The organism is Pseudomonas sp. NFACC41-3 (genome assembly GCF_900109505.1).
In the GTDB taxonomy this organism is placed as follows: Bacteria; Pseudomonadota; Gammaproteobacteria; order Pseudomonadales; family Pseudomonadaceae; genus Aquipseudomonas; species Aquipseudomonas chlororaphis.
The window spans coordinates 1,102,206-1,117,951 of the sequence record NZ_FOAE01000001.1 but is presented as its reverse complement, the minus strand read 5'-3'; the positions used below and the strand labels follow the sequence as shown (position 1 = coordinate 1,117,951).

13 protein-coding genes and 1 pseudogene are annotated in these 15,746 nt (G+C 65.8%); 6 read left to right on the top strand and 8 right to left on the bottom strand.

Features of this window, described 5'->3' with window-relative positions; genetic code table 11:
- The first annotated feature begins 26 nt into the window (after positions 1-26).
- From BMY68_RS05105 to BMY68_RS05095, 3 genes are all read left to right on the top strand, one after another.
- Positions 27-326, top strand: a complete 300-nt coding sequence (locus BMY68_RS05105; protein ID WP_085531240.1) for a DUF4189 domain-containing protein — start codon at positions 27-29, stop codon at positions 324-326.
- A gap of 108 nt (positions 327-434) precedes the next feature.
- Entirely contained in the window at positions 435-1,508 is a 1,074-nt protein-coding gene (locus tag BMY68_RS05100) for an NAD(P)/FAD-dependent oxidoreductase (protein ID WP_085531242.1), read from the top strand.
- A 5-nt stretch (positions 1,509-1,513) separates the two neighbouring features.
- Positions 1,514-2,197, top strand: a complete 684-nt coding sequence (locus BMY68_RS05095; protein ID WP_085531244.1) for a phytanoyl-CoA dioxygenase family protein — start codon at positions 1,514-1,516, stop codon at positions 2,195-2,197.
- 5 nt (positions 2,198-2,202) lie between these two features.
- Here the strand turns inward: BMY68_RS05095 and BMY68_RS05090 are convergent.
- Positions 2,203-2,313, bottom strand: a pseudogene (locus BMY68_RS05090) (tautomerase family protein); the annotation flags it as partial.
- Positions 2,314-2,555: 242 nt separating this feature from the next.
- Here BMY68_RS05090 and BMY68_RS05085 point away from each other — a divergent pair.
- Together BMY68_RS05085 and BMY68_RS05080 are read left to right on the top strand one after the other, a co-directional pair.
- Complete coding sequence (locus BMY68_RS05085) at positions 2,556-3,617, top strand: aromatic ring-hydroxylating oxygenase subunit alpha (protein WP_085531246.1); 1,062 nt, start codon at positions 2,556-2,558, stop codon at positions 3,615-3,617.
- A 69-nt stretch (positions 3,618-3,686) separates the two neighbouring features.
- Positions 3,687-4,637: a PDR/VanB family oxidoreductase gene (locus BMY68_RS05080; protein ID WP_085531248.1), complete on the top strand. Its 951-nt coding sequence runs from the start codon at positions 3,687-3,689 to the stop codon at positions 4,635-4,637.
- Between the two features lie 6 nt (positions 4,638-4,643).
- On the opposite strand, the gene BMY68_RS05075 is transcribed toward BMY68_RS05080, so the two are convergent.
- The 6 genes from BMY68_RS05075 to mdlC all read right to left on the bottom strand — a co-directional run bounded on the left by BMY68_RS05075 (position 4,644) and on the right by mdlC (position 13,108).
- Positions 4,644-5,357, bottom strand: coding sequence for a GntR family transcriptional regulator (locus BMY68_RS05075; RefSeq protein ID WP_007932043.1), 714 nt, complete (start codon positions 5,355-5,357; stop codon positions 4,644-4,646).
- Positions 5,358-6,119: 762 nt separating this feature from the next.
- Positions 6,120-7,373 (bottom strand): OprD family porin, encoded by a 1,254-nt coding sequence (locus tag BMY68_RS05070; RefSeq protein ID WP_085531250.1) that lies wholly within the window; start codon positions 7,371-7,373, stop codon positions 6,120-6,122.
- A gap of 124 nt (positions 7,374-7,497) precedes the next feature.
- Complete coding sequence (locus tag BMY68_RS05065) at positions 7,498-8,973, bottom strand: aldehyde dehydrogenase family protein (RefSeq protein ID WP_085531252.1); 1,476 nt, start codon at positions 8,971-8,973, stop codon at positions 7,498-7,500.
- Between the two features lie 75 nt (positions 8,974-9,048).
- On the bottom strand, positions 9,049-9,987 hold the full coding sequence (locus BMY68_RS05060) for a ketopantoate reductase family protein (protein WP_085531254.1): 939 nt from the start codon (positions 9,985-9,987) through the stop codon (positions 9,049-9,051).
- Positions 9,988-9,996: 9 nt separating this feature from the next.
- Positions 9,997-11,430, bottom strand: coding sequence for an MFS transporter (locus tag BMY68_RS05055; RefSeq protein WP_085531256.1), 1,434 nt, complete (start codon positions 11,428-11,430; stop codon positions 9,997-9,999).
- A 91-nt stretch (positions 11,431-11,521) separates the two neighbouring features.
- Positions 11,522-13,108, bottom strand: coding sequence for a benzoylformate decarboxylase (gene mdlC, locus BMY68_RS05050; RefSeq protein ID WP_085531258.1), 1,587 nt, complete (start codon positions 13,106-13,108; stop codon positions 11,522-11,524).
- A 118-nt stretch (positions 13,109-13,226) separates the two neighbouring features.
- On the opposite strand from mdlC, the gene BMY68_RS05045 reads away from it, so the two are divergent.
- Positions 13,227-14,129: a LysR family transcriptional regulator gene (locus BMY68_RS05045; RefSeq protein ID WP_085531260.1), complete on the top strand. Its 903-nt coding sequence runs from the start codon at positions 13,227-13,229 to the stop codon at positions 14,127-14,129.
- On the opposite strand, the gene BMY68_RS05040 is transcribed toward BMY68_RS05045, so the two are convergent.
- Positions 14,126-15,457: an MFS transporter gene (locus BMY68_RS05040; RefSeq protein ID WP_085531262.1), complete on the bottom strand. Its 1,332-nt coding sequence runs from the start codon at positions 15,455-15,457 to the stop codon at positions 14,126-14,128. The two genes, BMY68_RS05045 and BMY68_RS05040, sit on opposite strands and share 4 nt — an antisense overlap.
- Between the last annotated feature and the right edge of the window lie 289 nt (positions 15,458-15,746).

Below are 15,746 nucleotides of genomic sequence, written 5' to 3'. Positions count from 1 at the left end.
TACCGTCTTGATACAGGGGAACCGGAATGACCAGAAAAGCAGCACGCCACTACTCGTCATGGATCCTGTTTTCCCTGCTCGCCATCAACCTGGCGCTGATCTCGGGATGTTCAAGCAAAGCCGCCAAGTATCGTTATTCGACCGCCAGCATCGGCTCGAACTGTTACGCCAAAGCGCTGCCCACTTCCGGCGAGGGCGGCCTGGCCTGGGGCTCCACCCTGAGCATGGCGCGCCAGAAGTCCCTGAATAACTGCATCCGTTATGCCGGCCGCTCCGGCGGCACGCCCGGCACCTGCAAAGTGGTGTTGGCGGAGTGCAAGAAATAGCAGTGCAAAAGAAATAACAGGCAGCCAGCGAAGCAGGCCGCTCGGTTCTCAGGCTGTACGTTTATCTGGATGCCCTACCCTCATCAGGTCGACAACATGGAGGTTGATATGGGGAACGCGGCAAACAAACGCGTCGTGGTCATTGGCGCGGGCATAGTGGGCGCGTCCCTGGCGTATCACCTGGCGGGCAGAGGCGCGCAGGTCATTCTGGTGGAGGCCGAAGACATAGCGTCCGGGGTGACGGGACGCTCATTCGCCTGGATCAACACCTCCCACGACGGGCCCGATCCCATCGCGTCATTGCGCGGTGCGGCGATCCAGGAATACCGCCGGCTCGAAACCGAGCTGCCTGGCCTGAAGGTGCGCTGGAGCGGCGCACTGTCTTACGGCACAAACCAGAGTGAAGCGCTGCACGCCTCGGGTCACCCGCCTTCGGCAACCCAGCTGTCGCGCTCACAGATCCTCGACCTTGAGCCAAACCTCAAGCATCCCCCGCAGCAGGCCATGTACGCCGCCGAAGAAGGCGCGCTGGACGCCGTGCAAGCAACCCAGGCGTTGATCGCCGGTGCCCAGGCGCATGGCGCGCAGGTGCTCACCCAGACGCGGGTGCTCGGCTTTACCACCCAGGGTGCGCAGGTGACGGGCGTCGCAACCGCAAGGGGCCGTATCGAGGCCGACGTTGTCGTGCTGGCCGCCGGGACGGGCATCAAGCAGCTGACCGAGTTGCTGAACCTGCCCCTGCCAATAGCGGCCTCCCCAGCCATATTGATCCGCTACGCCTCACAACCCGACCTCGTGCGCACCCTTATCTCCAGCCCGGAAATGGAAGTACGGCAAGGCCCGGACGGCACGCTGCTGGCGGCGGAGGACTACCTGGACGACGCGCTGGAAAACCAGCCAGCCGCGATAGCGCTACGCACCGCCCAGGCCATCCGGAACGAACTCCACGGGGTTGCGTCCATCGAGCTGGAATCGGCCTGTGTCGGGCTCAGGCCCATGCCGGTCGATGGCAAGCCCATCATCGGCTATCTGCCCGATATCGGCGGCGTGTATGTGTGTGCGATGCACCCTGGCGTCACGCTGGCGGCGATAGCCGGCCATCTGGCCAGCGAGGAAATTATCGACGGCCAGGGCTCTCCTGCCCTTGCTCCCTGCCGCCCCGAGCGATTCTTCCAGGCATAGGGACCATGACTGACCGCGAGCAACTCCATCGAGAGGGTTACGCGCTGCTGCGCCAAGCGATCCCGGCCGAGTGGCTGGATCACCTGCGTGCCACGTTCGATGCGGGTGTGCTGCCGTCGAACCAATGGCCTGTGCCCCGTGGCATGGACTGGCGCCATTCGCTGCTGGACTCCGATTCGACGGTTCAGGCGGTGTGTCGCCTGCCGCAGGTGCTGGCGGTGGTGGGCGAGTTGATCGGGGAGCGCTTCTTCCTCTCCCAGGTGGAAGGTCGCGAGCCCCTTGCCGGGGGTGGTCAGCAACAGCTGCACCGCGACCTGTCGGCCCAGCGGCCAGGCGACATCGCCAACGCCCTGGCTTTTTTCGACGACTATGGCCCCGAGAACGGTGCCACCCGTATCGTCCCCGGCAGCCATCGCCCCGGGCCGGGAGAGCCGCCACTCGACTTCACCGACGAGTCGCGGTCCGTGCAGCTTTCAGGCTCCGCCGGGGACATCCTGGTGTTCGATGTCGATCTGCTGCACGCGGGCTGCCTGAACCCGAGCGGCGCACGCCGTCGCTCGCTCCTGATCAGCTATTTTTCCGAACCGCTCTATGCCTCGCACCTGGAAACCCTGGATTTGCGCAATATCCGGATGGACACCACCGAGCGCTTCGATCCGTTGGATTGGACTGATGCCAGAAACGCATAGGTAGACTAATTGCCCCGCCCACCGCCAAACGACCATTCCTCTGCCTCAGTGGTGGTAATCACCACCATCACATCTTCGGCATCGATGCCTGGCGTCCGGCCCAGTCGCTCGACTAGCGCCTCTTCCCGCTCGCCAGCTCGGGTCGACATCCCCTCCTTCATCGCTGACGCTTTTTCTGTGATTGGGGTGTTTAACAACACTCACAAATGGATCCATTAAACACAAACACAACAATCTCAAGTCCGATAATCGCCCATAAATCAACCTTAACCCTCAGATTTACCGTTGACACTCAAACACCGCCACCTCTCTAATGGATCCATTAAATAAAAACAATCACTCCCCTGGAGAGCCTTCCATGTATCCCAAGAACACTTGGTACGTTGCCTGCACCCCCGATGAAATCGCCGACAAGCCCCTGGGCCGGCAGATCTGCGGGGAGAAGATGGTGTTTTACCGTGGCCTGGAGGGCCGGGTGGCGGCGGTCGAGGACTTCTGCCCCCATCGCGGCGCGCCGCTGTCGTTGGGGTATGTGGAAAACGGCAACCTGGTGTGCGGTTATCACGGGCTGGTGATGGGCTGCGATGGCAAGACCGTGGCAATGCCCGGGCAACGGGTGCGCGGCTTCCCGTGCAACAAGACCTTTGCCGTGGTCGAGCGCTACGGTTTTATCTGGGTCTGGCCCGGCGACCAGGCGTTGGCCGACCCGGCGCAGATCCATCATCTGGAATGGGCGGTCAGCGATGAGTGGGCCTACGGCGGCGGGCTGTTCCACATCCAGTGCGACTACCGGCTGATGATCGACAACCTGATGGACCTGACCCACGAAACCTACGTCCACGCCTCCAGCATCGGCCAGAAGGAAATCGACGAGGCGCCGCCGACCACCACGGTCGAGGGTGATGAAGTGGTCACCGCGCGGCATATGCAAAACATCATGGCCCCGCCGTTCTGGCGCATGGCCCTGCGCGGCAACGGCCTGGCCGACGACGTGCCGGTGGACCGCTGGCAGATCTGCCGCTTCAGCCCGCCCAGCCATGTGCTGATCGAAGTCGGCGTGGCCCACGCCGGCCAGGGCGGCTACAACGCGCCGCCGCAGTTCAAGGCATCGAGCATAGTGGTGGATTTCATCACCCCGGAGAGCGACACCTCGATCTGGTACTTCTGGGGCATGGCGCGCAACTTCAACCCACGGGACGAGGCGCTGACCGCGAGCATTCGCGAGGGCCAGGGCAAGATTTTCAGCGAAGACCTGGAGATGCTCGAACGCCAGCAACAGAACCTGCTGGCCCACCCCACGCGCAACCTGCTCAAGCTGAATATCGACGCCGGCGGCGTGCAGTCGCGGCGAGTGCTGGAGCGCCTGATCGCCAGGGAACGCGCCGGCGAAGCACAACTGATCGCCACGGCCACGGCCTGAGCCCTGCCCTTTACCCAACAAAAGAAACAGAAGTGACCGCCCCGGGCGGCAGCACTCGGAGAACCGACGATGATCGATGTGGTGGTGGTATCCCGTAACGACGAAGCCCAGGACATCTGCAGCTATGAACTGGCCAGTGCCGATGACCGCCCGCTGCCGGCCTTCAGCGCCGGTGCGCATATCGATGTGCACCTGCCCGGCGGCTTGATCCGCCAATACTCCCTGTGCAACCACCCCGAAGAACGCCATCGCTACTTGATCGGCGTGCTCAAGGACCCGGCCTCCCGCGGTGGCTCGCTGGCCATGCACGAGCAGATTCACCCCGGCACGCGACTGCACATCAGCGAGCCGCGCAACCTGTTTGCGCTGGCCCATGAAGCCCGGCGCAGCCTGCTGTTCGCCGGCGGCATCGGCATCACCCCGATCCTGTGCATGGCCGAACGCCTGGCCCACAGCGGCGCCGATTTCGAGCTGCATTACTGCGCCCGCTCCAGCGAACGCGCGGCCTTTGTCCAACGCCTGCGCAATTCCTCCTTCGCCGAGCGGGTGTTCCTGCATTTCGACCAGGAACCCGAGACGGCGCTGGACGCGGCCAAGGTCCTGGCCACGCCTAGCAACGACGTTCACCTATATGTGTGTGGCCCCGGCGGCTTTATGCAACACGTGCTGGACACGGCCAAGGCCGCGGGCTGGCGGGAGGACTGCCTGCACCGCGAGTACTTCGCCGCCGCCCCCGTCGATACCCGCGCCGACGGCAGTTTCTCGATCAAGGTCGCCAGCAGCGGCCAGGTCTTCGAGGTGCCGGCCGACCAGAGCGTGGTGCAGGTCCTGGAAAGCCATGGCATCGACATTGCCATGTCCTGCGAACAAGGGATTTGCGGCACCTGCCTGACCCGGGTGCTGGAGGGCGTGCCGGAGCACCGCGACCTGTTCCTCACCGAGGACGAACAGGCGCGCAACGACCAGTTCACCCCCTGCTGCTCACGCTCGAAAACGCCGCTGCTGGTGCTGGATATCTGAAGGGAGTCAGGCGGGACGGAGGATGACCTTCATCCGCTCGTCCGCCGCCGCGCTGCTGAAGATCTCGGCATACCGCAGGGTCGCGTTGGCGTGCTCGCGCATGATCGCCTCGGCCCGCGCGCCCTGGCGATTGACCAGGGCATCGAACACCGAATGGTGCTGCATATGGGCGTAGTTGAAGCGCCGGTATTCGCGGGCCATGTCCTGGCGATCCACCGCCAGCGCGGTCACCGAGGCGAACGGCAGATGATCGTTGCGCGCCAGGGCATCGGCGATCGCCGGGTTGTGGCTGCCTTCGACAATCACCTGGTGAAAACGCATGTTGAGGTCGTGATAGACCTCCAGGTCGTCCTCGGTCACATAGCCCTTGGCGAACAGCTGGTCGCCCTGGGCCAGGCACAACTCCAGGGCCGCCCGCGCCGCCTCCGACAAGCCGCGCTCGGCGGTCTGGCGCGCCGCCAGCCCTTCGAGCACACCCCGCACCTCGACCGCGCCGGCAATGTCCTCGGCACTCACCGAACGCACCTGGAACCCCCGCCCGCCAAACCGCACCAGCAGGCCTTCCTGCTCCAGGGTACGGAACGCCATGCGCACCGGCATCCGCGACACCCCGAACAACTCCGCGGTCGGAATCTCCATCAGCCGTTCACCGGCCGCCAGCTCGCCCGAAGCGATCATCTTGCGCAACGCGACCAGCACCAATTGACCGGGCTTACTCATCCAGGCAACTTCCAGAAAACGTGGGCGGCCATAGTACCGCAAGCCTTGCGCCGGCGGCATGCGGATAGCGGCGTGGCGACACTGGCGACCTCACGGACCTCATCGCAGACAAGCCTCGCTCCCACGGAAGACACACCTCCCCTGTAGCCGCTGCCGCAGGCTGCGATAAGGCCGCAGGCCTTCAGCGATCTCAAGACCTTGCGCCCCCTTCGGGGTCGATCGCAACCTCGCAGGCTCGGCAGCGGCTACAGGAAGCCCCCCCACCCCCAGGCCGGCCGGCAGGCCGCCGTCTTGCTTTGGCTTTGGCTTTTGATCTGAACGCCCCGTTAACCACGATGGCCGAACGCAGGCATTGAGCCGTGGGTAACCCGGCAGGGATGCCGGGTTAGCCGCCCCAGGCCATGGATGGCCTGTGGCGGCGGCCCACGGATCAATGCCTGCGTTCGGGCATGCCGAGCCTAGGCGAGGCACCGAGTGGTGGGGCAAGCGTTTTTTGGTTCCTTTTTTTGGCGTTTGAAAAAAAGGGACTCGCCGTAAGGGCGAAACCGCCAGCGGCCATTACCGCAGAAATGGATATGTACACCGTCCAAAAAATACAGAGCCAGAGCCGACGCCATCGCGAGCAAGCTTCGCTCCTACAGAAGCCTGCAAACGTGCCCGCCATGACATGTACGCCATCAAAACGGCAGTGCCAGAACAAACGCCATCGCGGGCAATTCGAGCGTCAACCGGCCGCTCCTGCCCGCGACAACGCCGCAAGACTCAAAACGACAACGGATAACTCACAATCACCCGAGTCTGATCAAAGTCACCATTAAAGCTGCGCCGGTTAGTGGCGTTATTCACCCGCACACTAAGGTTCTTCAAACTCCCACTCTGAAAGGTATACCCCACCTCCGTATCCCGCTCCCATTCCTTGCCATTGCTCCCCGCCTTGGTCGTGGCATTCTCGCCATGCCCATAGCGCACCATGGCCAACAACCCCGGCACGCCCATGGCGGCAAAGTTGTAGTCATAACGCACCTGCCAGGAACGCTCGTCGGCGTTGCTGAAGTTGCCGTTGAACATATCGTTGCCCAGGGTCCGGCCGCTGCTGCCGTACACCGACATCCACGGGCTGTCGCCACTGACCTTCTGCAAGCCCAGGTACAGGGTATGCCCGGCGGTGGAGGCCGAGAGCAAGGCATAGGCGGTGCGGCTCCGGATCTCGCCGATGCGCGCCTGGCCGTCATCCTTGTCGATGAAATACCCGAGGTTCGCCCCCAGCACCCAGTCGCCCACCGGCTGCTTGTGCAGCAGGTTGAAGTAACTCTGCTGGTAGATGTCTTCCAGTTGCGCATGCCAGGCGCCGATCAAGGTGCGCTGCTGATTGAAGCGGTACTCGGCGCCGGCATAGGTGAAGCCATCGGAGGTCACCCCGGGCGCGGCCCAGGCCGAGAGGTCCTGCATGTCCGAGGAATTGCGCAGGCTCACCGAACGGTACTGCCCGGCCTGCAACCCCAGCCCGGCGATTTCCCGCGAGTCGAGCATCGCCCCACGGAAGGTCTGCGGCAGCAGCCGGCCATCGTCGTAGCGCAGCAGCGGAATGTCCGGCAGCAACTCGCCGACCTTCAGCTCAGTGGCGGAAATGCGCATTTTCGCCGCCACGCCGGCGCGCCCGTAGTTGTCCGCCGCGCGCCCGTCGTCATGCACCGGCAGCAGCTCGGAACCACTGGTGCCGCGTCCGCTGTCGAGCTTGACGCCGAACATGGCGATGCCGTCCAGGCCGAACCCGACGACGCCCGGGGTGTAGCCGGAATTGAACTTGAGGATAAACCCCTGGGCCCATTCCTCGACCTTGCTCTTGGCCGCCCCCGGGTCGCGAAAATCCCGATTGAAGTAATAATTGCGCAGCACCAAATCGGTCTTGGCATCTTCAAAAAAACCACCGTCTTCGGCCCAGGCCGGCAGGCCCGTGCCCAGTGCCAATGAAGCCACGGCCAGCGAGCGCGCAAGGATGCAGTGAGGGGTGTTCATTATTATTGTTCTCCGCTTTGCATAGGCGCAGCCGTTCCCCGACAGGCCGCTCCAGGCCCGCCTGCTATCGGCTGCAAAAATGCCCGGCCTGTTTGAGGCCGGGCGATATCCTCAGCTCAAGGCATCAGAAGGGATAACGACGCGCCGAGTGCTGCACGCTGATCCAGTGATCACGGGTGAACTCGTCGATCGCCCAGTCGCCGTTGAAGCGCCCGAGCCCCGAGTTCTTTTCCCCACCGAAGGGCGCGTTGGCCTCGTCGTTCACCGGGATGTCGTTGATATGGGTCATGCCCGCGCGAATCCGCCGGGCGAAGTTCACCCCGCGCTCCAGGTTGCCAGTGAACACCGCGCTGGACAGGCCGAACTCGCTGGCGTTGGCCAGTTCCAGGGCATGAGCCTCGTCCCGCGCGCGCAGCAGCCCCACCAGCGGGCCGAAGATTTCGTTGCGCGCCAGGTCCATGTCGACTGTGACCTCGCCGTAGACATGGGGCGCCAGCAGATTGCCCTGGGCGCCGCCCTCGTAGAGCGGCTCGGCGCCTTCGCGGCGGGCCAGTTCGATCTTCTCCCGCAGACCCTGCAGTTGCCGCGCATTGATCACCGGGCCGATCACCGTCTCGATCGATTGCGGATCGCCGACCTTGAGCCCCTTGACCCGTTCGACGAAGCGCGCGGCGAAGGCGTCGTAGAGGCTGTCGTCGACGATGATCCGGTTGACCGCCATGCAGATCTGCCCCTGGTGCAGGAACTTGCCGAACACCGCCGCGTTCACCGCCTGTTCGAGGTCGGCGTCGGCCAGGACCACGAACGGGCTGTTGCCGCCCAACTCCAGGGCCACATGCTTGAGGTGCGCGCCGCCGCTGGCGATCCGGCCGATACCGCGGCCCACCGGGGTCGATCCGGTAAAGGTGATCAGCGAAGGCACCGGGTGCTCGACAAAGGCATCGCCAATCTCGCTGCCCGCCCCCACCACCACGCTGAGCACGCCCGCCGGCAGGCCGGCCTCCTCGAAAATCTTCGCCAGCAGCAGGCCGCCGCAGACCGGCGTATCGCTGGCCGGCTTGACCACCACCGCGTTGCCCAGGGCCAGCGCCGGGGCTATCGAACGCTGGGTCAGGTGCAGCGGGAAGTTCCACGGGCTGATGACCCCGACCACCCCCAGGGCGCTGCGATAGACCCGGCTCTCCTTGCCCGGCACATCGGACTCGACGATACGGCCGTGGACCCGCGCCGGGAACGAGGCCGACTCCAGGGCGATGGCCCGCGCCGCGCCCCACTCCAGCTGCGCCTTGAGCCGGGTGCTGCCGGACTCGCGAATGATCCAGTCGACGATCTCCTCGCGGCGCCGGTCGAACACCGCCACCACCTGATGCAACACCGCCGCCCGCGCCGACGGCCCGAGCGCCGCCCAGTGCGGCTGCACCGCGGCGGCCTTGGCATAGGCGGCATCCAGGTCGGCGCGGTTGGCCTGGGCCACTTCCAGCAATAGCGCGCCGTCGAACGGGTTACTCACCGCCAGGGTTTTGCCGGCCGCGCCGGCGCGCCATTCTCCGGCGATGGGTTGCAGGTGCAGATCGCGGTAGACAGCTGTGGACTCACTCATGACAAAGCTCCTTGAGGACAGGATTCACAGGAAAGAGGGGCTCGCGACTCAGGGTGCAGAACCGGGTTTGCGAGGCTATGCATGACCGCCTCCGGTGGCCGCCCGCGCCTCGATCAGGCGCAGCAGCCCCAGCAGGGTTTCGGTGTGCGGCACGGCGATGCCGGCCTGGCGCGCCCTGGCCAGGACCTCGCCATTGATCGCGCCGATTTCCGTGGGCCGGCCGGCCAGCACGTCTTGCAGCATCGACGGCTTGTGCGCCCGGTGGTGGGCGATGACATAAGCCACAGTCTCCAGGCAACGCCGCGCATCCGTGGCCACCCCCACCGACTGCGCGACACTGAGCACCTCCAGCACGATGGCCCGGGCCAGCGCCGGGCCTTGCGGCACGGCATCCAGTTGCCCCACCGTGCAGCCGGTGACGGCGCACAGGCTGTTCAAGGCCGCGTTGAACGCCACCTTCTCCCAGATCGAGGTCCAGACCTGCGGGTCCTCCGCGCAGTGCAGCCCCGCCGCCTCCAGCACCGCGGCCACCTGAGTGCTGCCCTGGCGCTCGATGCCATCCAGCGACAGCAGCCGGACCACGCCCTGGCCATGGGAGCGGACATGGGCCGGCCCGACCATGTCGGCGGGCCAGGTGGTCATGCCGATCATCACCTGCTGCGGGGCGACGTGGCGGCACAACGCTTCGGCGTTGCCCAGGCCGTTCTGCAAGGTCAGCACCCGCGTGTGCTCGCCGATATGGCCGGCAATACTGCGCAGCGCGCTGTCGGTGTGCTGGGCCTTGGTGAAGACCAGCAGCAGGTCGGGCTGGCCCGTCACCTGCTCCGGCCGGCAGGCGCTCAGGCCGCCGATGCGCCGCTCGCCGCTGTCGGTGTCCAGGCGCAAGCCCTGGCGGCGGATCGCCTCCAGGTGTGTGTCGTTGATGTCCAGCAGCGTGACGCTCTGCCCGCTTTCCGCCAGCAGGCCGCCGAACAGCGAGCCCATGGCGCCGGCCCCGAGAATGCTGATGTTCATCGAACCTCCTTATGGCTGTGAGGGTTGATCGGCAAGTTGCTGCTTGTCGGCCCGGGCTGACCCAGGCACCCGCCGGGGAATATGGCGGCGCACCAGCACCAGGGCGATCAGCGCCAGCACCATCACCGTCCCCAGCAACGTCAGGTAACCATGGGCGCCGCCCTGGGTGATCACCGTGGCACCGACGAAGGCGCTGAGGATCGCGCCCATGCGCCCGAACGCCAGGGCCGATGCGGTGCCGGTGGCGCGCACGGCGGTGGGATAGATAAAGGCGCACAACGCGTAGAGGGTGGACTGCACGGCGTTGACGAACAGGCCATGCACGCCAAAGCCGAAGATCAGCAGGCTGGTGTTCTGGTTGACGTCCACCGCCTGCATGGCGAAGGCACTGGCCGCGCCACCCGCGCAGCAGATCAGCAGCGGCCAGAACGAGCCCCAGCGCGTCATCGCGACCGCGCAGAGCAGCGCGCCGATCACCCCGCCCAGGTTGTAGGCGGTGAGGCCGGAACCGGCCACCGCCAGCGACAAGCCTTCGGACAAGAGCATGGTCGGCAGCCAGCTGAAGGCGCTGTAGACCGCGGTCAAGCACATGAAGAACGCCACCCAGACCGCCACGGTATCGAGCCCGTAACCCGGGGCGAACAAGGCACGGAAGCCGCCCTGCTGCTCGCTCTTCTGCTCCAGCGCATCGGTGTAGCGCACGCCCTCGGGCATCGGTCGGCCCATGCGTCCCAGCAGCGCAGTCAACTCGCCCCAACGCCGCGGCCGGCGCGCCAGGAAACGCGGCGACTCAGGCAGCGTCGCCAACAGCAACAGGCCCAGCACGATGGGCAGGCTGCCGCCGATATAGAACAGCGTGCGCCAGCCGTACAGCGGCAGTACGTGGGAGGCGAACAAACCCGCCAGCATCCCGCCCAGGGGCACACAGACAATGGTCGCGGTGACCGCCAGGGTCCGCCGGCGCGCCGGAGTGAACTCGGCGGTCATGGTGGTGGCGCTGGGCAGCGCGCCACCGATGCCGAGCCCGGCGATAAAACGCAGCGCCGCCACGGTCAACGCATCCGGCGCCAGGCCGATGGCGCAGGTCGCGGTGCCGAACAGGATCACGCTGGCGATGACCGCCATGCGCCGGCCGAAACGGTCGGCGAACAGACCGGCGCAAGCGCTGCCGATACCCATGCCGATCAGCCCGGCGGCCACCGCGGGGGCGAAGGCCTCACGGGTGATCCCCCATTCCTTGATCATCAGCGGTATGGCGAAACCGATGAGCTGGCCGTCGAAACCGTCCATCACGATGGACAGCGCGGCCAGCAACACCACGATCTTCTGCATCCCGGTGTAGGGCCCGTCGTCGAGCAAGGTGCCGATATCGGCACTGCCGGAAACCGGGCTCGACCGCTGGGGCCCAGCCTCCATCACTTCACTGACCGAAGTCGTGTTCATAGCCACCTCTTTTTATTGTTGTGGTGAATGTGCGCAAGGCGCGGTTGGCATTGCCGGGCCTTCAGCCCGACGGAAGCTCAGTCCTTGAAAATCAAGGTTCGATGGTCAGGGTCGGTACCTCGATCAGCACCGGACGATTGCCGGCCAGGGCCGCGCTGAAGGCGGCGGCGAACTCGGCGCGGGTCGCGGCATGCAGCGAATGCACGCCATAACCCTGGCCGATGGCACAGAAGTCCAGGCCGGGAACGTCCAGCCCCGGCGCATCGCTGACCTGCAGCACATCGGCGAACCAGCGCAGCGCGCCGTAGGTGCCGTTCTTGAGAATGATGAACACCACCGGGATGCCGTACTGGGCGGCGGTCCACAGCGCGGTGATGCCGTAGTTGGCCGAGCCGTCGCCGATGATCGCCACCACCCGCCGCCCGGGCGTCGCCAGTTGCACGCCGACCGCGGCCGGCAAGCCGAAACCCAGGCCACCGGCGGCGGGAAAGAAGTAGCTGCCGGGCTGGCTCATCTCCACCCGCTGCCAGAACGCGCTCACCGTGGAGGTGGATTCCTTGACGTAGATCGCGTCCCGCGGCGCCAGCTGGTTGATCAGGTCGAACACCGTTTCCGGGCGCAGCAGGCCGCCCTCCTCGCGCACCGGCGCCGGCAGCGGCAAGGCGCTCGGCAGCGGCCGTTCGCTCTGTGCCAGCACCTCGACCAGGGCTTCGAGGGTCAGGGCGATATCGCCCACCAGCGCATCGCCCATGGGCGCCCGCGCTGCCTCGCCCGGGTCGCAGGTCAGGTGCACCAGCTCACAGTCCGCCGGCAGGTAATCGCCCGGGGCGTATTGGTGGTAACGGAACACCGGGGCGCCCACCACCAGGATCAAATCGTGCTCGGCCAGGCAGCGGCTGATCCCGGCGATGGCCGCCGGCAGCACGCCACGGAAACACGGGTGGCGGGTGGGGAACGGGCAGCGCGAAGCGGAAGGCGCGACCCAGGCCGGCATGCGCAGTTTTTCCGCCAGTTGCACCGCCAGGCCGTTGCTGCCACTGCCGTCGACATCCGGGCCGAGCACCAGCACCGGGCTACGTGCCGCCGCCAGGCGCCCGACCAGCGCTTGCAGTTGCGCCGCCGAAGGCAGGCCGGCGCTGGCCACCTGGCGCCGTGCCAGATGCTCGACCCCGGCCGGCGCCGCGCAGGCCCAGTCGTCATAGGGAATCGACACATACACCGGCCCGCGCGGCGCCAGGCTGGCCATATGGATCGCCTGGCTCAGGGTGCGCGGCACGTCCTGGGCCGAGGCCGGTTCATGGCTCCACTTGACCAGGGGCTTGGGCAGTTGCGCCGCATCGACATTGGCCAGCATCGCTTCCACGCCGACCATCGAGCGCACCTGCTGGCCGGCGGTGATCACTAGCGGGCTGTGGGAGTACCAGGCATTGGTCAGCGCGCCCATGCCGTTGCCGGTGCCGGCGGCGGCATGCAGGTTGACGAAGGTCGGCTTGCCGGTGGCCAGGGCGTAACCGTCGGCCATACCGACCACCGCGCCTTCGTGCAGGCCGAGGATGTAGCGGAAGTCCTCGGGAAAACCCTTGAGAAACGGCAGCTCGTTGGAGCCAGGATTACCGAAGATGGTGGTCAGGCCATGCTCGCGAAGAATCTCGTAGGACGCAGAGTGAACGGTTTTCATAAGGACCCTTGTTATTGGATTTCGGGTTACTCTTGCAGCCGCTACGAAATTGATCAAATCGATACTATCTCTATCAAAAATAAAACCTGTCTATGTTCATAACGACAGCAGAGGCGGTATGAGCCACATCGATCTGAACCTGATCCGCACCTTCGTCACCCTCTACGAAGCCCGCAGCGTGACCCTGGCGGCCGAGCGCCTGTTCGTCACCCAGCCCTCGGTCAGCTATGGCCTGGCGCGTCTGCGCGAACTGTTCGACGACGCGCTGTTCAGCCGCACCCGCGACGGCATCCAGCCGACCTTTGTCGCCGAGCAGCTGTACGGTCCCTTGCGCGAATCCCTGACCCGCATCGAAAGCACCGTGCAGGGCTGCCGCCAGTTCGACCCGGCGAGCACCGAGCGGCGCTTTCGCATCGCCCTCTCCGACCTCGGCGAAATCGGCTTTTTGCCGCTGATCCTGGCGCGCCTGAACCAGGACGCGCCGCTGGCCGAAGTCGAGGTCCTGCCGCTGCAGGTGGACCAGGTCGGCGAATGGCTGGCCAGCGGCAAGGTCGATGCCGCGATCTGCCGCCAGCCAGTCCCCGGTATCCGCAGCCGGGTGCTGATGCACGAGCGTTATGTGTGCCTGCTGAGCACCGGCCATCCGCGCATCGACCAGCAGTTGAGCCTCGAACAGTTCCTCGCCGAACGGCACGTCGCCGTGACCCGCACCAGCGGCCACGGCAATGTCGAAGACGTGCTGAAAAACATGAATGTGGAACGGCGCATCAGCCTGCATGTGCCGCACTTCTCGGTGCTGCCGAAAATCATTCCCGGCACCGACCTGCTGGCGGTGCTGCCGGCGCAGATCGCCCGGCTGTTCATCCACGAGGGCGAGCTGAAGATGCTCGAACTGCCGTTCCCGGTGGCCGAGTTCGCCGTGTCCCTGAACTGGCACCCCAACAGCGACAGCTCCGCCGCCCTGCGCTGGTTCTGCGACACCATCGCCGACGCCATCATCAGCGGCCAGGGCCAGGGCTAGACGCCGGCCATCGCCGGCTGCGCCCGGGCCCGGGCCGGCTTGAGCAGCAACAGGCAGCCGGCGGCGATCACGAACACGCTGGCAAACACCCCGTACAGATGCAGCGGCTGCCAGCCGCCATCCAGCAGGAAACCGGCCACGGTCGGCGAAAGAATCGCGCCGATGCGGCCAATGCCGATGCCCCAGCCGACACCCGTGGCGCGCACCGAGGCGTCGTAGACCACCGGCGACAGCGCGTAGAGGCCGGCCACGCAGCCGTTGGCAAACAGCCCGATCAGCAGGCCCAGGCCAAGCGCCGCGGCGATCGACGAGGCCGAGCCGACGAACAGCACCAGCAGGCCGGCGGTGATCAGCATGAACAGCGCCAGCACCCGGCCCAGGGGCCAGCGCGAGGCCAGGCCGCCGACCAGCGCCGCGCCGAAGATCCCGCCGACGCTGAGCAGCACCCCGCCGGTGATCCCCTGCTGCGCCGACAGCCCGGCGGCCACCAGCAGTTTCGGGGTCCAGCTCATGACGAAGTAGAAGCCGAACATCACCAGGAAAAACAGCAGCCAGATCAGCAAGGTGGTGCGACGCATGGCCGGCGCCAGCAACTGGCCGAAACCGCTGGGCGCGCCGGGCTGCCTGGGCACCTCTGGCGGCAACTGTGCAAGCTCAGGCTGCTCCAGGCGCCGGGCCAGGCGATTGATCCGCACCAGGGCATTGCCCGGGCGGCGGGCAAGCAGGAAGTCCAGGGATTCGGGCAGCCACAGCAGCACCAGCGGGATCACCAGCCAGGTCACCGCGCCGCCGAACAGGAACACCGAGCGCCAGCCCCAATGGCTCAGCAACCACACCGCCAGCAGCCCGCCCAGGGTGGCGCCCAGGGCATAACCGGTGGATTGCAGGCTGACCGCCAGGCCGCGCCAGCGCTTGCTCGAATACTCGCTGGCGATCACGTTGCTGCTGGCCAGGATGCCGCCGATCCCCAGCCCCGTCAGGCCGCGCAGCAGCGCCAGTTGCAGGGGTGTCTGGCTCAGGGCCGAGAGCAGCATGCCAAGCCCGGACAGCGCCAGACAGAACAGGATCAGCGGGCGCCGGCCGAACCGGTCGGCCCAGGGCGCGATAAACAGCGAACCCGCCGCCATGCCGAACAGCCCGGCGCTGAGCAGCAGGCCGACCTGCGCCCCGTTCAGGCCCCACTCGGCCGAGACCGAGGCCGCGGTGAAGGCCATCACCAGCACATCGAAGCCATCGATCATGTTCAAGACCATGCAGATGCCGATGGCCAGGCATTGGAAGGAACTCATCGGTCCGCTGTCCACGCGGCTCTTCAGGTCGAGCGTCATGAGCGCACCTCCACACCGCCTACCGGCGACGGCGAAAGGGAAAACAGCGGCGTGCACACAGACAGGTGGCGGACGGAACCCAGGCAGTTCCGCGCCCTTGATAAGCCATTCATGACGAGACCCTTCTTGTAGTTTTTATCGGGGGACGGTCGGGAGGGGCCCGCCATCGCCAGGTGGCTAATCAATCATCCAGTGGATCCATTAACAAGAGGTGAAATCGAGGTAACCCCTGGAAAAGTGGCTGAAATACCTGGAGAAACGCTTAGGTGTTTTTATTTAAAATATGAAA